Origin of the sequence: Deinococcus sp. AB2017081, assembly GCF_034440735.1 — a bacterium.
Classification (GTDB): domain Bacteria; phylum Deinococcota; class Deinococci; order Deinococcales; family Deinococcaceae; genus Deinococcus; species Deinococcus rufus.
In genome coordinates this window covers 1,879,918-1,899,872 of sequence record NZ_CP140098.1, presented here as the reverse complement: position 1 = coordinate 1,899,872, position 19,955 = coordinate 1,879,918, and the positions used below count along the sequence as shown (strand labels likewise).

Genomic DNA, 19,955 nt, shown 5'->3' with positions numbered 1-19,955 from the left:
GGTGCTGCTCAGAACACGACCGTCTTGTTGCCATGCACGAGCACGCGATCGTCCACATGGGCCTTCACGGCACGGGCCAGCACCTGCCGTTCGACATCACGTCCCATCCGCATCAGCGAGTCCGGCGTCTCGCGGTGCGTGACCGGGATGACGTCCTGCGCGATGATCGGCCCGGCATCCAGTTCCTCGGTGACGTAGTGGCTGGTCGCACCGATCAGCTTGACGCCCCGGTTGAAGGCGGCGCGGTACGGATTGGCCCCCACGAAGGCCGGCAGGAACGAGTGGTGGATGTTGATCACCGGCCGCCCGAAGCCCCGCAGGAAATCCCCGGACAGGATCTGCATGTACCGCGCCAGCACGGCGAAGTCCGCGCCCGCCCCGTGCAGCAGCCGCACCTGTTCGGCCTCGGCCTCGGCCTTGTTCTCCTTCGTGACCGGCACGACATGGAAGGGAATGCCGAACATCTCGGCGTCGCGGCGCAGATCCTCGTGGTTGGAGATGATCAGCGGAATCTCGACGTGCAGTTCACCCCGCCGCTTGCGCCACAGCAGGTCCAGGAAGCAGTGGTCATACCGGCTGACCAGGATCGCCATGCGCCGGGGCTGCGACCGGTAGGTGAGCGTCCAGTCCATGCCGAAGGGCTCAGCCACCACCTCGCCGAAGGCCTTCTCGAAGGGCTCGCGCGCCAGATCGAGGCCGTCGAGATGAAACTCCATGCGCATGAAGAAGGTGCCGCCGACCGGATCGGTGCTGTGCTGGTCACTGTGGATGATGTTCGCGCCGTGGTTGTGCAGGAACACCGACACGGCCGCCACGATGCCCTTGCGATCCGGGCACGCGATCGTCAGCGTGGCCGTGTTGAGCGGATCGAGAGGCAGGGCATCGGGCGCGGAGATGGGGGCGGATCCGGTCATCCCCAGAGGATACGCAGCAACGTGGCCCGGTACGGCGTCTCGGCGGCGGGACGGTGCCGCGGCCCCAGTGGCCATGCCCGGCCCGCGAGATCAGGGGGCGCGGGGATCAGCGGCGGGCGGTGTCCTGGGCGGCCAGCCGGTCGATCACCGCTCGCATGGCCAGTTCGAAGTCGGCGGCATACGGATCCGGGCCGGGCGCGGCCACGGCGTCCGTGGCCGATGTCGTGAACTCCTCGGCCAGGTGCTGCCAGCCGATCGCCAGGGCGTAGAGGTGCCGCAGGATCTTCAGGCTCATGGTGTCGCTGAAGGGCAGGTGAGAGATCAGCATCTGGACGCGTGCGGTCACGTCACGGCGGAAGTCGCGGGTCAGCTCCGGCCGGACATTGCGCTCCAGCACGGTGCCCAGCAGCAGCATCAGGCGCCGCAGGGGCACGACATCCGAGCTGGCGTCCAGCAGGGCGTCCGCCACGGCAGCGGGCGTGACCGGCCGGCGCTCCTGAAGCAGACGGATGGTGTCGTTGATCCAGGTCTGGAGGTGCTCACTGACCAGCGCTAGAAACAGTTCTTCCTTGGTATCGAAATACAGGTACAGGGTGCCCTTGGCCAGCTGGGCCTCGCGGGCCACGTGGTTCATGCTCAGATCGGTGTAGGTGGACGTATTCCACAGGCGCTCGGCGGCCCGGAGGATGTCGTCCCGGCGTTGGGTCTTTTCGGCGGCGCTGCGGGCGCGGGCGGGGCGGTTGGGGGCACTGACCATCAGTTCAGACGATAGCTGGGCGCACACGTCGGCGCTGTGAATGTCTTCACGCCACCAGCCTCGCCGGGACGCACCGGACACGCCAGGCCCTCCCAGGCACACCCAGGTGCTCAGGCTTCAAAGTCACCGCTCATGCGGGGCGCATAGCATGCCGTGATATGGCCCTTCCTGTCTCCGCCACCCACCGCTCCCTGCTGATCACCCTGGCCCTGAGTTCCCTGGCGCTGGGCGGGCCGCACGCGGCCGCCCAGGGAACTCCCGCACCGGCCTCCACGGCGCTGGCGCCGGCCACACCGCCGACCACTCCGGCACGGGTGGCGGGCACGACCACGCAGGCAGTCAGCGCCGTGGCGGTGGACATCAGTGCGGCCGCCCGGGGACAGATCGTGACGTGCCCGGCCGCCCTGAAGCTCAGTGCCAGCGCCGTGTGTCTGTACGTGAAGAGCGGCGCGTCCACGCTGCGGCCCCTGATCCGGGGCCGGCTGGCCGGACGGGCGGCCGGTGAGTGGAAGACGACCGGGAAGGCCAGCACGCTGCTGGTGACCGCGAAGGTCGGGCAGCCGGTGAACGCCTTCGTCCTGCTGAGCGCCCTGGCCGACCACGAATCGCTGGTCGTGGTGGACGCCGTGCAGGTGCGGGCCGCAGCACCCGCACCCGGGGTGCCCGCCGGCGTGACGCGCGGCCAGCCGTACGTGCTGGGCAGTGACCTGGCCGGGGTCGTGAAGGTCACGCCCCTGGGCAGCGGCCGCTTCCGCCTGAGTGTGGTCGACCAGCCGGCGCTGACCGTGACGGTCGGGCAACGCAAGGCCCAGACCGACCAGGGCAGCGTGGAACTGCCGCTCGCGCCTGCGACCGACGGCCGCAACCTGATCTTCCCCGTGTCGGGACTGCGGGCACTGGGCTGCACCGTCACGCCGGCCGGCAAGGACATGACCGTCGCGTGTGGCACCGAGAGTGTCGGCCTCAAGCCAATCGTCTTCTGACCCGGATCTCGGCGGATGCCAGACCACCCGGCACTGTCCTGGCTGGTCTGGCATCCGCCACGTGGTCTGATCTGTGCGCCCGGATGATGTCCAGGCAGGGCCCTGGATGAAGCTGGTGCCGGGACGATCCTGCAACCCAGGCCAGCACGGGCGCGTAGTGTGGACAGCAGGAACTGCGGCCCATCCCCGGCACGGTGGGCCGGCCGCAGCCGCCGCGCCACTTCTCAGGAGGAACCACCATGAGCATCCTTGACCGACTGTCCCGACTGCTGCGCGCCAACGTGAACGACCTGATCTCCAGGGCCGAGGATCCGGGCCTGATCATCGAGCAGGCGCTGCGGGACATGCGCGGTGCGTACGGTGAGGCCCGCGCCGAGGTGGCCGAGGCCATGGCACAGGCCGCGAAGCTGGAGCGCGAGGCCACCACCAACCGCCGCATGAGCGACGAGTACGCCAAGAAAGCCGAGGAAGCCCTGCGCGGCGGCAACGAGGAGCTGGCCCGCGAGGCCCTGCGCCGCTCACAGAACACCAAGGATCTGGCGGCCGGCTTCGAGGAGCAGCGCACGATCCAGACCACGACGATCGACCAGCTCAAGACCCAGCTGCGGGCCCTGGAAGCCAAGATCGACGAGATGGAATCGAAGAAGTCGCTGCTGGCGGCCCGGCAGAAGACCGCGCAGGCTGGCGCGACCCTCGACCGGGTGTCGGGTTTCGACAAGGCCGGCGGCGCGATGGACGCCTTCGAGGAGATGGAGCAGAAGGTTGCGGGCATGGAAGACCGCAACCGCGCGTCACAGGAACTGCGCAAGGAGGGGGACATCGATGCGCAGCTCAAGGATCTGGGCCGCGAACAGGCCCTGGAGGACGCCATGGCGGCGCTGAAGGCCAAGGTGCAGGGGCCGGCGAACGACCGCTGAGAACGGTGGTGGGCGGTGCGCGCACCCGGCGCTCTGTCAGGGCAACTTCATGTTTCCTGACAGAATGAGGCGAATGCGGCCCGTTAAGCTACCTTCCATGTCCGGCTCTCCCCTGTTTCTGCGCGCGGCGCTGCTCGCTCCACTGCTGTGGGCGTGTACGCCGCGCACGGCTGTGCCGCCCACGGTGCAGAGTTCCACCCCGGTGACCGGCGTGTCGTTCTACCCACACCAGACGGGCCTGTCCTGGACGTACCAGCCCGAGGGCGAGGCGAGCGGCGGCGTGCCGTACACGCTCACTACCCAGGGGGCAACGGTGTACGGCGCGCAGCCGGTGCAGGCCACGCAACTCACGGGACGCGGGGCCGCACAGACGTGGTACCGCACCTACGACGCGGACGGCGTTCACCTGCACGGACTAGTCAAGCCTGGTGTGAACGTGCAGCTCACGCCGCCGTGGCTGGAGTATCCGTCCGAATCGGCGTGGCGGGTCGGCCTGACGTGGGAGGGCCAGAGCGAGGTGACGATCCGCGCCGACGACGGCACCGTACAGGGTCAGGGCACCCTGACGTACCGCTATCTGGTGCAGGATCGCCGATCCGTCCAGGTGCCAGGCGGCACCTTCACGGTATGGGTCGTGACCCGCCAGATCCGCGACACCCTGGGCGGCCTGTTTCCCGCCACGCAGCAGCTCTGGTTCACGCCCTTCGTGGGCGAGATCCGCACCCCCGAGGGTCTGCTGCTCACGGCACGGAACTTCGCGGCCCGTCCCGGAGGACAACCATGACATCCAGCGACCTCGTCCCCGTTCCGCAGCGCCTGCTCGACGCGGTGAACTCGCCGGACGACCTCAAGACCCTGAAACGCGAGCAGCTGCCACAGCTGGCGCAGGAGCTCCGCGATGAGATCGTGCGGGTGTGCTCGGTGGGCGGTCTGCACCTGGCGTCCTCGCTGGGGGCAACCGATGTGATCGTGGCGCTGCATTACGTCTTGCAGTCGCCACGTGACCGCATCCTGTTCGACGTGGGGCACCAGGCCTACGCGCACAAAATGCTCACCGGGCGCCGCGAGCAGATGGCCACGGTGAAAAAAGAGGGCGGCCTCTCGGGGTTCACCAAGGTCAGCGAGTCCCCACACGATGCGATCACGGTGGGGCACGCCAGCACCAGCCTGGCGAACGCCCTGGGCATGGCGATGGCCCGGGACGCCCTGGGGCAGGACTACCACGTGGCCGCCGTGATCGGCGACGGCAGCCTGACCGGCGGCATGGCGCTGGCCGCCCTGAACACCATCGGCGACACGCAGCGCAAGATGCTGATCATCCTGAACGACAACGAGATGAGCATCTCGGAGAACGTAGGGGCCATGAACAAGTTCATGCGTGGCCTGCAGGTGCAGAAGTGGTTCCAGGAGGGCGAGGGGGCAGGCAAGAAGGCCATGCAGGCGGTGAGCCGCCCGCTCGCCAACTTCATGAGCCGCGCCAAGAGCAGCACCCGGCACTTCTTCGACCCGGCCAGCGTGAATCCCTTTGCCACCATGGGCGTGCGCTACGTTGGGCCGGTCGACGGGCACAACGTGCAGGAACTCGTGTGGCTGCTCGAACGGCTGGTGGAGCTCGACGGGCCGACGATCCTGCATGTGGTCACCAAGAAGGGCAAGGGCCTGAGCTACGCCGAGGCCGATCCGATCTACTGGCACGGCCCGGGCAAGTTCGACCCGGAGACCGGGGACTTCGTGCCCAGCAATGCGTACTCGTGGAGCAACGCCTTCGGGGATGCGGTCACGGAACTGGCGAAACTCGACCCGCGCACCTTCGTGATCACGCCCGCCATGCGTGAGGGCAGCGGGCTGGTCGGCTACAGCAAGGCCCACCCGCACCGCTATCTGGATGTCGGCATCGCCGAGGAGGTCGCCGTGACGGCCGCCGCCGGGATGGCCCTCCAGGGCCTGCGGCCCGTCGTGGCGATCTATTCCACCTTCCTGCAGCGCGCCTACGACCAGGTGCTGCACGACGTCGCCATCGAGCACCTGAACGTGACGTTCGCCATCGACCGGGCCGGTATCGTCGGGGCCGATGGAGCCACCCACAACGGCGTGTTCGACCTCAGCTTCCTGCGGTCGATTCCCGGCGTGCGGATCGGCCTGCCGAAGGACGCCACAGAACTGCGCGGCATGCTGAAGTACGCCCAGGAGCACTCCGGCCCCTTCGCCATCCGTTACCCGCGCGGCACCACCGAACGCGTCCCGGAGGGCACCTGGCCCACCCTGGCGTGGGGCACGTGGGAGCGCGTGAAGTCCGGCGACGACGTGGTCATCCTGGCGGGTGGCAAGGGCCTGGAATACGCCCAGAAGGCCGCCGCCGACCTGCCCGGCGTGGGGGTCGTGAACGCCCGTTTCGTCAAGCCGCTCGACGACGCCATGCTGCGCGAGATCGCTGGCAGCGCCCGCGCCATCGTCACCGTCGAGGACAACACCGTCGTCGGGGGATTTGGCAGCGCCGTGCTGGAGGCCCTGAACGCCTGGGGCCTGACCGTGCCCGTCCGCGTGCTGGGCATCCCGGACGAGTTTCAGGAACACGCCACCGTGGACAGCGTGCACGCCCGCGCCGGCATCGACGCGCCCGCCATCCGCACGGTGCTGGCTGAACTCGGGGTAGACGTGCCGCTGGGCGTGTAACCCAGGACGCAGAGGATGGAGGATGGGTCTACCACCTATCCTCCATCCTCTATCTCCTATCCCCTGACCTGCCCGTTCCCCACCACGACCCACTTCGTCGTGGTCAGCTCGCGCAGGGCCATCGGGCCACGGGCGTGCAGCTTCTGGGTGCTGATCGCCACCTCGGCCCCCAGGCCCAGCTGACCGCCATCGTTGAAGCGGGGGCTGGCGTTCACGACCACGGCCGCGCTGTCCACGTCCTGCACGAAGCGCTCGGTCTGGGCGGGGTCGCGACTCAGGATCACGTCGGTGTGGTTGCCATGCGCGGCGATGAAGTCCAGGGCCTCGTCGAGGTCAGCAACGACCTTGATGCTGGCGGTCAGGGCGAGGAATTCCGTGCCGAAATCGGCGTCCTGCGCAGGCTGGGCGGGAAGGCCGGCGGCATCCAGCACCGCCTGCGACTCGGCATCGGCCCGCAGCGTGACGCCGTGCGCGGCGAGGTCGCGGGCGATCTCCGGCAGGCTGTCCAGGGCGGCCCGGTCGATCAGCAGGGTGTCCAGGGCATTGCACGCGCTGGGCTTCTGCACCTTGGCGTTGCGGATGATCTGTACGGCGGTCTGCACGTCCTCGGCGGTGTGGGTGAACGAGTGATCGAGGTAGAGGTGCACCACGCCGATCCCGCCGACGATGACCGGCACGGTGGCGTTCTCGACGCAGAAGCGGTGCAGGCCCGCCCCGCCACGCGGGATGATCGCATCGACCAGATCATCGAGTTTCAGCAGCTCCAGCACGCGCTCGCGGGCCGGGTCGCGGATCACCTGCACGGCCGTGGGCGGCAGACCCACCGAGGCGAGGGCCGCCGCCACCACGTCGCCCAGTGCGGCGTTCGAGTGGATCGTCTCCTTGCCGCCGCGCAGGATCACGGCGTTGCCGCTCATGACGCCCAGCGCGGCCACATCCACCGTGACGTTCGGGCGCGACTCGTAGATGACGCCCAGCACGCCCAGCGGCACGCGCCGGGTCGACACGCGGATCCCGCTGGGCTGCGTGGCCTCGGGCGTGGTCTCCCCCACCGGATCGGGCAGGCGCGACACGGCCAGGACATCGGCCGCGATGGTCTCCAGGGCACGCGCATCGAGCTTCAGGCGGGCGACCATGGCCTCGGGCAGACCGCTGGCGACCGCCGCCTCGACATCCCGCGCGTTGGCGGTCAGGATCTCGGCGTGGTGGTCGCGCAGGCCGGCAGCGATGGCGTGCAGTGCGGCGACCTTGCGCTCCGTGGGCAGCGACCGCAGCACCCGGCCGGCAGCGCGGGCACGGACACCGAGATCGCGGATGCTGGTCTGCGGGGCACGTTCGTCCAGGGCCGTCATGCCCAGAGCGTAGCAGCGGCGCAGGCCGCGCAGCGTGCGGCGGCGTAGGCAGGCGTCAGGTGGGGCGACTCGGCAGGCCCATCAGGGCCTGGGCCAGGGCCTCGGGGTCGTGGCGGGCCTGACCGGGTTGCAGCAGGGGCAGCTGGGTCACGCGTCCGCGCAGATCGTGGCTGGCGCCGTGCAGATCGAGCAGGTGGGCCCCGGCCTCGGCATAGCGCTGCATGACCTCGTCCGGGGGGCTGGCCGTGTTCACGAGCACCCGGTCCGGGGTACGGCCCAGGTGCGCGGTGATCGCCATGACGTGCTCCTCCAGGGTCAGGTTGTCGGTCTCGCCGGGTTCAGTCATCAGGCTGGCGACATACACCAGCGGCGCGGGCGACTGTCTTATGGCCCGGGCGATCTGCGGCACCAGCAGCGCCGGGATGATCGAGGTAAAGAGGCTCCCCGGCCCCAGCACGATCTGTCCGGCCTCGTGGATCGCCTCGAGCACGTCCGGCAGGGCCGGCAGCTCCGGCGGGTCGAGCCGCACACGGGTGATCCGGGCCGCGCCGACCTGCGCCGCGAACCGGCTCTCGCCCCGGATCTCGCGGCCGTCGTCCAGCGTGGCGACCAGCGTGGTGGGGTGGGTGGATGCCGGGTACACCCGACCCCGGATGCGCAGCACCTCGTGGATGTCCTTCATGGCCTCGCCCAGGCCGCCCTGTTCCTCGGAGAGGGTGGCGAGCATCAGGTTCCCGAAGGTGTGGCCCTCGATGCCGTCGCCGCGCTGGAAGCGGTGGAGCAGCAGGCGGGCCATGACCGGACTGTCGCTCAGGGCGGCGTAGCAGTCGGTCAGGTCGCCGGGGGCGATCATCTGGAGCGACTCGCGCAGGCGACCGCTGGAGCCGCCGTCATCCGAGACCGCCACGACCGCCGTGATGTTGCTGGAGTACCCGCGCAGGCCACTGAGCAGGTTCGACAGCCCCGTGCCGCCCCCCACCGCGACGATGCGCGGGCCCCGCGACAGGTTGCGCTGTTCCAGGATCATGTCCACCGCGAGGCCGGGGCCACTGCCCGCCCCGACCAGCATGGTGCGGTTGAGCATGAAGATGCTCCACAGCGCCCCGATCAGCGCCAGGGCCGTCACCGCGACGCCCACCACGTACAGCGGCAGCACTTCCGGCGAGATCAGCGCGTTGAGCCACAGGATCCACCGGGTGGCGATGAAGTGCAGCGGCCCGGTCCACGTGAAATGCAGGAAGCCGACCGCACCGACGGCCGTACACACGATGAACAGCGCCAGCCAGCGCTTGACGCCGATCCCGGGGGCCATCCACACGCGGGCGCGGCGGCGGACATGTTCACCGCGGGCCAGGGCCTCGGTGCGCCGTGTCCCGGTCCGGGGCAGCGGCGGATCACTCACCCCAGATCCTCACGCATATCGCGGTGATCGGTCACCTGGGGGTTCAGGTCGGCCAGGTCATTGACCAGCCGGGCGGTCACCGCCACACTGCGGTGCTGCCCGCCGGTGCAGCCGATGCCCACCGTGTAGCCGTGGCGACCAGCCGCGCGGGCCCGCTCGGCCGCCGATCGCACGAAGTCGCGCAGATCCCGGTAGAAGGCCTCGGAGTCCTCGCCCTGGAAGGCGTAGGCCGCCACGGCCGGGTCGAGACCGGTCTTCGGACGCAGTTCTGGGTCGTAGTACGGATTGGGGAGGGTGCGCACGTCCAGCACCAGATCCACGTCGCGGGGGGGGCTGTGCTTGAAGCCGAAGGACATCAGCCGCAGGCGGAAGTCGTGATCCAGCCGCAGCAGCTTCAGCACCCGCTCGGACAGGTCACGGGCACTGAGGGTGGTCGTGTCGATCACCGTGTCGGCCAGGGCCCGCAGCGGCGCGAGCAGGTCGCGTTCGCGGGCGAAATCCACCAGCAGCGTGTCGCCCAGCGGATGCTCGCGGCGCGTGAAGTTGTAGCGGTTGATCAGGACGTCGGCGTCGGCCTCCAGGAACAGGACGCGCAGGTGCTCCTCTCGGCGCGACAGCCGGACGTAGCTGTCTTCCAGCGCGCCCAGGAACTCGCGGGTGCGGGCGTCAGTCGTGACGGCAATCCGCGACAGCCCACGTGCCCGCGCCAGATCGTGCAGGGTGCCCCACAGCTCGGGCGGGAGGTTGTCGGTCGTGAAGAAACCGGCGTCCTCCAGGGTGCGCAGCACGGTGCTCTTGCCGCTGCCCGACAGTCCGGACACCACCACGAATGGCATGGGGCCAGTGTACGCCCCGGCGCGGCCTGATGGCGGCGTGGTCACCGCACCTTGGTGCCGCTGGGCAGATCCAGGCCCAGACCGACCAGATCCAGGTTCCCGGCGTCGTCCTCGGCGGCTAGGATCATGCCCTGCGACTCGATACCGCGCAGCTTGGCGGGCTTCAGGTTGGCGACCAGGATGACCTTGCGGCCGACCAGCGCCTCCGGCTCGAACCACTTGCGGATGCCGCTCACCACGGTGCGCGTCTCGTCGCCGAGCTTCACGGTCAGCTTCAGGAGCTTGTCGGCCTTCTCGACGGCCTCGGCGGCGACGACCTCCACGACGCGCAGGTCGATGCGGGCGAAGTCGTCGATGGAGATCAGGGCCTCGCCGGCGGCGGGCGTGGCGCTCGCAACCGGGGCGGCAGGGGGGGGAGCACTCTGGGTCATGACAGGTTTGTCCTTGCGGGGAGCGGCGGGAGCGGCAGCGGTCGGCGTGCCCTCGGTCTCGGGTTTGGGGAAGAGGATCGCGCCGCCCAGCACCTTCGTCCCGGCGGGCGTGAGGCCCCAGGCCCCGTGCAGGGCATAACTCTGTCCGCCCAGACCGAGCTGGGCGCGCAGTTCACGGGCCTTGACCGGAATCACGGCCTCCAGCGCGACCGAGGCCACGCGCAGGCCCTCGGCGGCGGTGTACAGCACGGTGTCCAGGCGGCGCTGGGTGTCGTCACTCTTGGCGAGGTTCCACGGCGCACTCTCGGCGATGTAGCGGTTCAGGTCGCGCACGAAGTTCATGGCCGCCTCAATCGCCATGTTGATCTTCAGGTCGTCGACCAGCGCCAGGATCTGACCGGGCAGGGCCAGGGCCGCCGCCTCGATCTCGCGCTCGCGCTCGGTCAGCTCGTGCGCGGCGGGAATCACGCCGCCCCGGTACTTCTGGATCATGCTGACCGTGCGCGACAGCAGGTTGCCCAGGTCGTTGGCAAGGTCGCTGTTCAGGCGGGCGACCAGAATGCCCTCGCCGTAGGGGCTGTCGGCGCTCAGGGACGCTTCCCGCAGGATCGTGTAGCGCACGGCATCGACCGGGTAGCTGCGCACCAGCTGCTCGGGATCGATGGCGTTGCCGAGCGACTTGCCCATCTTGCGTCCGTCCTCGGCCAGGATGTGGCTGTGGACGACCAGGCGGCGGTACACCGGCAGCCCGGCGGCGTGCAGCATGGTCGGCCAGAAGACCGCATGCGGCTTGAGGATGTCCTTGCCGATCACGTGCCACGCCTGCCCGCTGACGGTGGCCGGGTCGATCCCCTGGCTGACCAGCGGCGTGAGGTAGCTCAGCAGTGCGTCGAACCACACGTAGGTCACGTGGTCGGCGTCCCACGGCAGCTCGATGCCCCACGGCACGCGGCTCTTGGGGCGGCTGATGCTCAGCGGCCCGATCGGCTCCTTGAGCATCTCCAGCACCTCATTGCGGTAGCCGGCGGGCTGGATCAGCTCCGGGTGATCGGTCAGGTACTGCTGCAGCCAGCCCTGGTACTTGTCCATGCGGAAGAAGTAGTTCGCCTCGCGTCGGAATTCCGGGGCGTCCTTGTCGCCGGGGTAGCGGCGCACGCCGTCCGGCCCCTCCACGAGTTCCTTCTCGGTCACGTAGCGCTCGGCCCCGACCGAGTACAGACCCTCGTACTCGTCGAAGTAGATGTCGCCGGCGTCGTACACCCGCTGGAGGATCTGCTGCACGAACTTCTTGTGGCGCGGATCGGTCGTGCGGATGAAGTGATCCTGGCTGACCTCGAGCCGCTTCCACAGCCCCTGGAAGGCGCGTTCCGAGAGGTCGTCCACGAGTTCCTGTGGCGTCACGCCGGCCTTGGCGGCGGCCTTGCTGATCTTCTCGCCGTGCTCGTCGGTGCCCATCACGAAGGTCACGTCGCGACCCGCGAGGCGCTGGTAGCGGGCGATCGCGTCACCGAGGATCTTCTCGTACACGTGCCCGATATGCGGAGCACCGTTGGCGTAGTCGATGGCGGTCGTGAGGAAGAATCGGGAATCACTGCTGGTCTGGTCGCTCATGGCTTCGTCCTTTCCGGCCCTTGCCCTGATGGGAGGCACGCCGGCAACCTCTACAGGATACGCACTGGAGATCACGTGGCGTCAGGTGGCAAGGCGGGCAGCGGGGCGCACCCCTGGTGGAAGTGCGCCCCGCCGCCCGCCTGCTGGTGTCAGGCGTGCCGGGGCATTCGCATGGGGCGGCGCGGCAGGCGGATCATGGCCGCACTCTAGGCGACAGCACGTCCGGCTAGGCGACAACGCTTATCGGGACATGTGCTTTGAGACCTGTTCCACTTGACATTTCAAAGCTACTCTGGCGGCCATGACCCCTCCCGCCACCACCCTCGCGCCCAACGTGTCCGCGGCTGCGCCGACCAGGGCGCTGCCCGACCGGGTCACCCAGGCGACCATCCTGCTGCTGTCGGCCCTGACGATCATGTCCGGCGCGACCATCGCCCCGGCCCTGCCGGCCATGCAGGCCTACTTCGCCGCCAGCCCCAATGCCGCGCTGCTGGTCAAGCTGTCGCTGACCATCGTGGGGCTGGTCATCGCCATCAGTGCGCCCCTGAGCGGCGTCCTGGCCGACCGCTACGGCCGCCGGCCGGTGCTGCTGTGGTCGCTGGCGCTGTACGCGCTGGGCGGCGCGAGCGGGCTGGTCGCCACCTCGCTGGGGGGCGTGCTGATCGGGCGCGTGGTGCTGGGCCTCGCGGTGGCCGGCACCATGACCGCCGCCGGGGCCCTGGTGAACGACCTGTTCACCGGCCCGGCCCGTGGCCGGTTCCTGAGCCAGCAGGCGGCGTTCTCCAGCTTCGGCGGGGCGCTGTTGTTCCCGCTGGGCGGCGTGCTGGCCGCGTGGTCATGGCGGGCCCCGTTCGGCCTGTACCTGCTGGCCGCGCTGCTGCTGCCGCTGGTGTGGCGACTGCCGCGCGGCGTACCTGCCCTGCACGGCAACGACGCCAGCGACACCACCTCGCCCCGCTGGCCTTTGATCACTGTCGTCTACGCGCTGGCGCTGGTGTACATGATCATCTTCTACCTGATGCCCGTGGAGGGGCCGTTCCTGATGCGCAACCTGGGCGCCTCGCCCGGCCTGACCGGCGTGCTGCTGGGCACCTTCGCCCTGACCTCGGCCGTGACCTCGCTGCTGTATGCGCGGGCGGCGGGCCGCTTCGATCCCCGGCGGGTCTCCGGACTCGGCTTCGGGCTCGTGGCGCTGGGCTGGGCACTCATGTCGGCCGCGCCGGGTCTGGGCGTGGTCGTCGCCGCGCTGATCCTGGCGGGCCTGGGCGGCGGTCTGGTCTTCCCCAACCTGTACACGTGGCTGGCCGACCTGACGCCCCCGGCGTGGCGGGGCCGCGTGACCGCCGGCATGAGCAGCGCCGTCTTCCTGGGGCAGTTCCTGAGCCCGGTGGTGCTCACCGCGCCCGCCGGGCTGGAGGCCCACACCTTCGTCTGGGGCGCGGGCGCGGCCGGGATCGTAGGGATCGGCCTGCTCGTGTTTAGCCGGGGGCGTGTGGCTGCAGCGGGCCGGGCGGCCTGACCGGCATCACGGTCTGCCGAGCGTCATCCCGAACGTCACGGAGCCCGGCGCACGGCTCAGTTCCTGAAAGCCCAGGTGGCGGTAGAACCCCTGGGCGCGGGTGTTGCGGTCACCAACCCCCAGGTGGACGCCGGGCACCCCCGCGTCCCGCAGGGCGTCCAGCAGCGTGACCATCAGCCGGCGACCGTTGCCGCCGCCCTGCACCCGTGGCAGCAGATCGATATGCAGGTGGGCCGGGTAGTCGGTCAGCAGCGCATCCGGGGTGCGCGGCGGGTGGTACAGCAGGGCGGTGATCCGCTCGTCGCGGGTGCGCTGGTCAGACGGAATCCGCGCCGGATCGGAGTACTGAGCCCGAAGCCCCGGCCACCACTCGCGCTCCAGGGTGTCCTCGAAGGCGTGGGAGTCCGGCGTGCCGATCACATAGCCGCCTACACCCTGATCATCCTCCAGCACGAAGGCAAAGTCCGGCGCGTGGCTCAGGTAGGGGCCGGCGTACACGTGCCCCAGCAGCAGCGGGTCGGCATACAGGGGGGTCGCGTCCTCGCCGCTGTCGCCAGTCTCCAGGCAGATCGAATACAGCGCGGCGCGGTCGGATTCGCGTGCCGGACGGATGATGGACATACCCGGCAGTATGCCCCTCCCGCCCGAACGTGAGCTGTGAGGGCGTGCGTCCACCACGGACGGCCATACGGGGTGCTGCTCTAGAATCGGCCCTGATGATTGCCTACCTGTCCGGCGTGGTGCGCGAGGTGCGCGAGGGAAGCGCCGTGGTCGTCGCGGGCGGCGTGGGCTACGAGGTGCAGTGCCCGGCCGGCACCCTGGCAAAGCTCGCGGTGGGCCAGCCCGCCGAGCTGAACACCCGTTTCGTGGTGCGCGAGGATGCCCAGCTGCTGTTCGGATTCCTGGACACGGACTCGGTGCGGGTCTTCGATCTGTTGACCGGCGTGAGCGGCGTGGGGCCGAAGCTGGGGCTGGCGCTGCTGTCGGCCATGCCGGTGTCGGCCCTGGCCCAGGGCCTGATCTCGGGCGACGTGAAACTGCTGTCCAGCGTGAGCGGCGTGGGCAAGAAGACCGCCGAGCGGCTGGTGCTGGAACTCCAGAACAAGGTGCCGGAGCACCTGGCCGCGCCCGCCACCAGCACCGGGGGCCGCGCCGCCCCGGTCGCCACGACCGCCGGACGCGACGCCGTGGACGCCCTGCTGGCCCTGGGCTTCCGCGAGGCGCAGGTCAGGGCGGCGGTGGCCGAACTCCTCGCCACCGACCCGGCCCAGACCGCCGACGCCCTGATCCGCCGGGCCCTGGGGCGGCTGCGGTAGCGCCAGAGCAGCGGGAGCAGGGCGCGACGGGCCAGACCGCAACCGCCTGAACCATCACAGAACCACACCTGTGCGGTCGCTACCCCCGGGCCGTCGCCAGCGGCCAGTCCAGCGCCGGGCGCACCTCGTCCACACGGTCGTAGCCGCCCACGAACAGGGCGATCCGCAGGTCGTGGATGAAGTTTGCCAGCCACGCTTCGGCCGCCTCCGGGCCCTCCAGCGCCGGCTCCAGCAGGGGCCGCGCGACGGCCACCACCTGCGCTCCCAGTGCCAGGGCACGGGCGGCGTCCAGGCCGGTGCGGATCCCGCCGGAGGCGACCAGCGGCATGCCGGGCAGGGCGCCCCGCACGTCCCGCAGGGCCCGCGCGGTTGGGATGCCCAGCTCGCACAGGGCCGGCGAGCGCACCGTGCCGTAGCGGACGAGCTGCTCGACCCGCGCCCAGCTGGTGCCACCGGCCCCGGCCACGTCCAGCGCCATGAAGCCGATGTCCGCCGCCGCACGGGCGGTGCCGACATCCAGGCCGTGCCCGACCTCCTTGAGGATCGTCGGGAACGGCAGCGCCGGCACCACGTCCGACAGGCGTTCCAGCAGGCCCCGCCAGCGCGTGTCTCCCCCGGCCTGCATGGCCTCCTGAAGGGGATTGGCGTGGATCGCCAGCGCATCGGCTCCGACCTGCTGCACGGCGCGGAGCGCCTCGGCCGCGCCGTAGCCGAGCCCGAACTGTGCTGCCCCCAGATTCCCGACGAGCAGGATGTCCGGGGCCACGTCGCGCACGCGGAAGGTCTCTGTGACCTCCGGGCGCTCCAGCATGACGCGCTGCGAGCCGAGCATCATGCCGATGCCCAGGCGCTGCGCGGCCGTGGCCAGATTGCGGTTGATGATCCGTGCCCGCTCGGCCCCGCCGGTCATGGCACCGATCAGCACGGGGGCGGCCAGCCGGCGACCCAGGAAGGTCGTCTGGAGCTGCACGGCTGCCAGATCGACCTCGGGCAGCGCCCGGTACGGCCAGGGAACCGCGTCCAGGCCGGTCGTGACCGTCTGGTACTGGCTGTGCGGCTCCAGACACGCCTGCAGGTGGTGCATCTTGCGTGCCTGGATGCCGCCCGTCGAGTCGTCCACGCGCCCAGCGTACCGGCCGGGTGCCGGGTCGGCGGTGGGATATCCCTCGGTATGGATGACACGGCGACCTGATGCACAGTTGACAGTTCTCCACGATGGGGGTACTATTCCTGAGCGCTTCAGAGGAAAGCCCCTCTGGGACGCAGAATGTAAGTGAAGTGCCGTATCGCAGGGTAGAGCAGTCTGGTAGCTCGTCGGGCTCATAACCCGGAGGTCGCAGGTTCAAATCCTGTCCCTGCAACCACGATCCCCACCGCAAGGTGGGGCTTTTTCATGCCCGCCCCTGATCATGCCCTTTGCCGCCCCGTGCGGAACCCCCGTGACGCGGCCCGCGTACCCTTGACCCGAGATGACCCTAGCCTTCCTGATCTTCCTCGTCGCGTGGATTGTCGGCATGATCGGCACCTTCGTGCCTGCCATGCCCGCCACCCTGATCATCTTCCTGGGCACGGTGGTCGCCACCCTGCTCGACGGCTTCCAGCCGTGGCCCGACGTGCCCTTCCTGCTGACCTTCGCGGTGATCACCCTGCTGATCATGAGCGTGGACAACGTGGCGTCGGCGTGGGGCGCGCGGCGCTATGGCGGGAGCAGACAGGCCATGTGGGGGGCCCTGATCGGCGGCATCCTGGGCATCTTCATCCCGCTGGGCCTGATCGTGGGGCCGCTGGCCGGGGCCTTCGTGGCCGAACTGCTGGTGGTCGGCAAACCCGTGCAGGAGGCCCTGCGCTCGGCCTGGGGCACCCTGATCGGCCTGCTGGCGGGGATTGCAGCCAAGCTCGTGCTGCACACCATGGTCGGCGCATACGAACTGTGGCGGCTGTGGGATCCGGCCAACAGCGTGCTGAAGTGACGTTGGACTAACCGCCGGGACGGTTCAGCGCGGCGATCGCCAGCGGGGCAATCCCCACGAACTGCACGAGCAGGGCGGGCACGAGCGGCAGCAGGCCACCCAGGACAGCCCGCCCCGGCTTTCCGTTCAGGGTGGCGAGCGCCGGCACGGCCAGGGCACACTGCGCGGCGGTGCCCAGCAGCGTGACCAGCAGCAGGAGCTGACCGGCCTGGGTGCCCGCCGCCGCCCGCAGCCCCGCGACCTGAAGCTCCGGAAGCGCGGTGCCTGCCGCCTGGGTGGCCGCTGCACCCGGAATCCACGCGGCGGCCGGGGTCAGGAGTGTCCACACGATCACCAGCAGCCACAGTGGCGGCAGCAGCGCGAAACTCGCGCCGTAGACCTCGGCCGGTCGGGCGGCGCGGCCGGCCCCCAGCGTGCCCAGGCCCCACATGAGCACGGCGGTCAGCACGCCCAGGAAGGTGCCGCCCAGCACGTCGATCAGAGCGTTCAGGATCGACGGCACCGGTGTCCCGGCCGTCGTGGCCGCCCACGTCGTGGCGTGGCGCACCACCAGCGCGTAGGCCACGCCGGACAGCACGGAGCTGAGCACCACCACGCCCAGGTAGCGCCACAGCACCGGCGTGGTCGGGGCCAGGGCACGGGCAAAGAGACGCGGCCCGGTCAGCAGTTCGGTCGGCCACGGGGCCGGCGGCTCATCGACCTGGGGCAGAGGATCGGGGGGCCGTTGGCGGGTGCGGGGGCGGGCCATGCCGCGTCATCCTACCCGCCCGCGTGGGCACGGCGCACGACCCACCAGCCCAGCCCGGCCAGCAGCGCGGCGTACACGAGCAGCATCAGGGCCAGCCCCAGGGCGCTGCGCGGCAGCCGGGCGGGGTGCGCGGCGGCGTGGGCACGGGCGTCGGCCAGGACGGCCGGCGGGATCAGGCGGCGGACCAGCCACAGCCCGGCCGGAACGAGCAGCAGGTCATCCAGATACCCGAGCACCGGAATAAAGTCCGGAATCAGGTCGATGGGGCTCAGGGCGTAAGCCAGCACCAGCACGGCGACGGCGCGGGCCACCCAGGGCGTGCGCGGATCGCGGGCCGCGATGGACAGCGCGTGCAGATCGGCCTTCAGGGTTCGGGCCAGTGCCTGCAGCCGCGCCAGCACGTTCAGGGCACCGCGCCCCGCAGCGAGGTGTACAGGCCCGTGACTGCCGGAATGGTCGCCAGCATGGCCCCCAGCCCGAACACGACGATCACGACATACGCTCCGCTCAGCCACGGGCCGGGGGCAGCGCGTTCGTGCCCATCCGGACGGGGCGTGAGCCACAGGTGCAGCACGACCAGCACGACGACCCCGAACAGCAGCGCCCCGAAGGCCAGCGGCAGTTTCAGCGACGAACTGCCCAGCACGGCCCCCGCCTGGGCCGCGTCACCCAGATTCTTGCCAGCCAGGAAGGAGCCCAGCCCGACCGACAGCGTGTTGTTCAGGGCGTGGACGATCACGGCGTTCCAGATGCTGCCCGTGTGCTGCACCAGCCGCGCCAGCACATACGCCAGCGGCAGGATGCCCGCCACGCTGGCCGGCACGCCGTGCGCCACGGCGAACGCGGCAGTCGTCGCCAGGGCCGCGACCGTGAACCCGGCGGCGCGTTCCTGGCCGCGCATCATCAGGCCCCGAAACGCGACCTCCTCGGCCAGGGGCACCAGCAGACCGGCGGCGAGGAGCATGGGAATCAGGGCCGCCCCCGAGGTCAGGAACTGCGGCACGGCGCTGATCGAATCCGGGAAGAAGCTCACGTAGGCCAGCGCGAAGGCCCGCGACACCAGGAAAGCCAGCACGAAGGCCGCCAGCGCCAGCCCCCATGACGGCGGCGTGCGCCAGCGCGTGTCCTGCATGAGCGCACGCATGGCCGGCCGGAAGACCGTGAACGCCACGAGCACCAGAACCGCGAAGGACAGCAGCAGGGCAGTGCCCAGGGACAGGTTCAGGCCGATATGGATGGTGCGCCCGCCGCTGGGGATGTCCAGTCCCACGCCCAGGGCCGCCACGACGTTCTGCACGATCAGCAGGGTCAGGGCGGCGCGGTTGCCGTCCAAGGCACGGATGCCCGGTGTGCCCGGCAGCGGCGGCGTGGCCCCGTCGGCGTGGGCAGATGGAGCGGGTGATGGAGCATCCGGCCAGGTCATACCGAGAGCCTACCTGACCCGGCGGCGCGGCGTCCTCCGTCCAAGGGCGGATTCGGAACGTTCTACGCCGTCAGCACCCGGATCGCGCCATCCAGCGCGTCGTCCCCGATCTGGTGGTGCAGCACGAAGCGCACCGAGTCCGGCCCCAGGGCGTTGGCGAGCACGCCCTGCGCGGCCCACGCGGCGCTGCGGGCGGCGGCGTCGGGAATGGTGGCGTAGATGATGTTCGTCTGCACGGCCGCCAGATTCACGTCGTACCCGGCATTCACCAGCGCCCCCGCCAGCGTGCGGGCCCGGCGGTGGTCCTCGGCCAGCCACGCGGGGCCGTCGCGCAGCGCGACCAGACCGGCCGCCGCCAGGATGCCCGCCTGCCGCATGCCCCCGCCCAGCATCTTGCGGTAGCGGTGCGCCTGCTTCATCTGCTCGGCGCTGCCCACCAGCACGCTCCCGACCGGCGCGCCCAGGCCCTTGCTCAGGCACACGCTGACGGTATGGAAGTGCCTGGTGATCTCCGAGAGGGGCACGCCCAGCGCGGCGGCAGCATTGAACACCCGCGCCCCGTCCAGATGCAGCGGCAGGCCCTCGTCGTCGGCCACAGCGCGAATCTGCGTCAGCACGTCCAGCGGGATCACGGTACCGCCCGCCTTGTTGTGGGTGTTCTCCAGGCTGATCAGCCCGGTCGGCGACTGGTGGACGCTGTGGCGCACGGCCGCCCGCACGTCCTGGGGGGAGGGCACACCCAGCGGGGCCGGCACGAAGCGCGGCACCACGCCGCTGAAGGCCGCCATCATGCCCAGCTCCCACTCGTAGATGTGGCTGCCCTCAGCGCAGATGACCTCCTCGCCCCGGCGGGTATGCACGGCGATGCCGACCTGATTGGTCATGGAGCCGGACGGCATGAACAGCCCCGCCTCGTGCCCGGTCAGGCGGGCGACCTCGGCCTGGAGGGCGTTCACGGTGGGATCCTCGCCGTAGACGTCGTCGCCCACCTCGGCGTGGGCCATGGCCTCGCGCATGGCGGGGGTCGGCGTGGTGACGGTGTCGGAGCGCAGGTCGGCGATCACGGTGGAGGGCATGGGGGGCATGCTACGCCCACCCTGGCC

The 19,955-nt window shown here is 70.3% G+C and carries 19 protein-coding genes and 1 tRNA gene; 8 read left to right on the top strand and 12 right to left on the bottom strand.

The window, feature by feature from the left end; genetic code table 11:
- Positions 1 to 8 precede the first annotated feature (8 nt).
- Together purU and U2P90_RS09160 are read right to left on the bottom strand one after the other, a co-directional pair.
- The gene (gene purU, locus U2P90_RS09165; RefSeq protein ID WP_295819966.1) at positions 9 to 914 is read right to left on the bottom strand and encodes a formyltetrahydrofolate deformylase; all 906 of its coding nucleotides are present in this window, start codon (positions 912 to 914) and stop codon (positions 9 to 11) included.
- A gap of 106 nt (positions 915 to 1,020) precedes the next feature.
- On the bottom strand, positions 1,021 to 1,671 hold the full coding sequence (locus U2P90_RS09160; protein ID WP_295819969.1) for a TetR/AcrR family transcriptional regulator: 651 nt from the start codon (positions 1,669 to 1,671) through the stop codon (positions 1,021 to 1,023).
- Positions 1,672 to 1,829: 158 nt separating this feature from the next.
- Between U2P90_RS09160 and U2P90_RS09155 the strand changes: the two genes are divergently transcribed.
- The 4 genes from U2P90_RS09155 (at position 1,830) to dxs (ending at position 6,244) form a co-directional block, all read left to right on the top strand.
- Positions 1,830 to 2,654, top strand: a complete 825-nt coding sequence (locus U2P90_RS09155; RefSeq protein WP_322471858.1) for a hypothetical protein — start codon at positions 1,830 to 1,832, stop codon at positions 2,652 to 2,654.
- Between the two features lie 239 nt (positions 2,655 to 2,893).
- On the top strand, positions 2,894 to 3,571 hold the full coding sequence (locus U2P90_RS09150; RefSeq protein WP_295819975.1) for a PspA/IM30 family protein: 678 nt from the start codon (positions 2,894 to 2,896) through the stop codon (positions 3,569 to 3,571).
- Between the two features lie 97 nt (positions 3,572 to 3,668).
- On the top strand, positions 3,669 to 4,355 hold the full coding sequence (locus tag U2P90_RS09145) for a hypothetical protein (RefSeq protein ID WP_322471857.1): 687 nt from the start codon (positions 3,669 to 3,671) through the stop codon (positions 4,353 to 4,355).
- Positions 4,352 to 6,244 (top strand): 1-deoxy-D-xylulose-5-phosphate synthase, encoded by a 1,893-nt coding sequence (gene dxs, locus U2P90_RS09140; protein WP_322471856.1) that lies wholly within the window; start codon positions 4,352 to 4,354, stop codon positions 6,242 to 6,244. The genes U2P90_RS09145 and dxs overlap by 4 nt, the downstream gene beginning before the upstream one ends.
- A 56-nt stretch (positions 6,245 to 6,300) precedes the next feature.
- Here dxs and U2P90_RS09135 read toward each other — a convergent pair whose 3' ends face one another.
- The 4 genes from U2P90_RS09135 to metG are packed head-to-tail and all read right to left on the bottom strand — an operon-like array spanning position 6,301 to position 11,876.
- Positions 6,301 to 7,596 carry a glutamate-5-semialdehyde dehydrogenase gene (locus U2P90_RS09135; RefSeq protein ID WP_322471855.1) on the bottom strand — a complete coding sequence of 432 codons (1,296 nt, stop codon included), beginning with the start codon at positions 7,594 to 7,596 and terminating at the stop codon, positions 6,301 to 6,303.
- A 55-nt stretch (positions 7,597 to 7,651) separates the two neighbouring features.
- The gene (locus U2P90_RS09130; protein ID WP_322471854.1) at positions 7,652 to 8,998 is read right to left on the bottom strand and encodes a gluconeogenesis factor YvcK family protein; all 1,347 of its coding nucleotides are present in this window, start codon (positions 8,996 to 8,998) and stop codon (positions 7,652 to 7,654) included.
- Entirely contained in the window at positions 8,995 to 9,834 is an 840-nt protein-coding gene (gene rapZ / locus U2P90_RS09125; protein WP_322471853.1) for an RNase adapter RapZ, read from the bottom strand. The genes U2P90_RS09130 and rapZ overlap by 4 nt, the downstream gene beginning before the upstream one ends.
- A gap of 41 nt (positions 9,835 to 9,875) precedes the next feature.
- The gene (gene metG / locus U2P90_RS09120) at positions 9,876 to 11,876 is read right to left on the bottom strand and encodes a methionine--tRNA ligase (protein ID WP_322471852.1); all 2,001 of its coding nucleotides are present in this window, start codon (positions 11,874 to 11,876) and stop codon (positions 9,876 to 9,878) included.
- Positions 11,877 to 12,177: 301 nt separating this feature from the next.
- Here metG and U2P90_RS09115 point away from each other — a divergent pair, with 301 nt between their 5' ends.
- On the top strand, positions 12,178 to 13,395 hold the full coding sequence (locus U2P90_RS09115) for an MFS transporter (RefSeq protein WP_322471851.1): 1,218 nt from the start codon (positions 12,178 to 12,180) through the stop codon (positions 13,393 to 13,395).
- 6 nt (positions 13,396 to 13,401) lie between these two features.
- On the opposite strand, the gene U2P90_RS09110 is transcribed toward U2P90_RS09115, so the two are convergent.
- Positions 13,402 to 14,016: a GNAT family N-acetyltransferase gene (locus U2P90_RS09110; protein WP_322471850.1), complete on the bottom strand. Its 615-nt coding sequence runs from the start codon at positions 14,014 to 14,016 to the stop codon at positions 13,402 to 13,404.
- Positions 14,017 to 14,111: 95 nt separating this feature from the next.
- On the opposite strand from U2P90_RS09110, the gene ruvA reads away from it, so the two are divergent.
- Entirely contained in the window at positions 14,112 to 14,711 is a 600-nt protein-coding gene (gene ruvA, locus U2P90_RS09105; protein WP_322471849.1) for a Holliday junction branch migration protein RuvA, read from the top strand.
- Between the two features lie 79 nt (positions 14,712 to 14,790).
- Here the strand turns inward: ruvA and fni are convergent, their stop codons facing one another.
- Positions 14,791 to 15,795 (bottom strand): type 2 isopentenyl-diphosphate Delta-isomerase, encoded by a 1,005-nt coding sequence (gene fni / locus U2P90_RS09100; RefSeq protein WP_322474683.1) that lies wholly within the window; start codon positions 15,793 to 15,795, stop codon positions 14,791 to 14,793.
- A 203-nt stretch (positions 15,796 to 15,998) separates the two neighbouring features.
- Between fni and U2P90_RS09095 the strand changes: the two genes are divergently transcribed.
- Together U2P90_RS09095 and U2P90_RS09090 are read left to right on the top strand one after the other, a co-directional pair.
- Positions 15,999 to 16,075, top strand: a tRNA-Met gene (locus U2P90_RS09095).
- A 105-nt stretch (positions 16,076 to 16,180) separates the two neighbouring features.
- Positions 16,181 to 16,681, top strand: coding sequence for a DUF456 domain-containing protein (locus U2P90_RS09090; RefSeq protein WP_322471848.1), 501 nt, complete (start codon positions 16,181 to 16,183; stop codon positions 16,679 to 16,681).
- Positions 16,682 to 16,688: 7 nt separating this feature from the next.
- On the opposite strand, the gene U2P90_RS09085 is transcribed toward U2P90_RS09090, so the two are convergent.
- From U2P90_RS09085 to U2P90_RS09070, 4 genes are all read right to left on the bottom strand, one after another.
- On the bottom strand, positions 16,689 to 17,429 hold the full coding sequence (locus tag U2P90_RS09085; RefSeq protein ID WP_322471847.1) for a hypothetical protein: 741 nt from the start codon (positions 17,427 to 17,429) through the stop codon (positions 16,689 to 16,691).
- Positions 17,430 to 17,440: 11 nt separating this feature from the next.
- On the bottom strand, positions 17,441 to 17,830 hold the full coding sequence (locus tag U2P90_RS09080) for a YkvA family protein (protein ID WP_322471846.1): 390 nt from the start codon (positions 17,828 to 17,830) through the stop codon (positions 17,441 to 17,443).
- A 2-nt stretch (positions 17,831 to 17,832) separates the two neighbouring features.
- Entirely contained in the window at positions 17,833 to 18,852 is a 1,020-nt protein-coding gene (locus U2P90_RS09075; protein ID WP_322471845.1) for a CPBP family intramembrane glutamic endopeptidase, read from the bottom strand.
- Between the two features lie 62 nt (positions 18,853 to 18,914).
- Complete coding sequence (locus tag U2P90_RS09070) at positions 18,915 to 19,928, bottom strand: threonine aldolase family protein (RefSeq protein ID WP_322471844.1); 1,014 nt, start codon at positions 19,926 to 19,928, stop codon at positions 18,915 to 18,917.
- Positions 19,929 to 19,955: the final 27 nt, after the last annotated feature.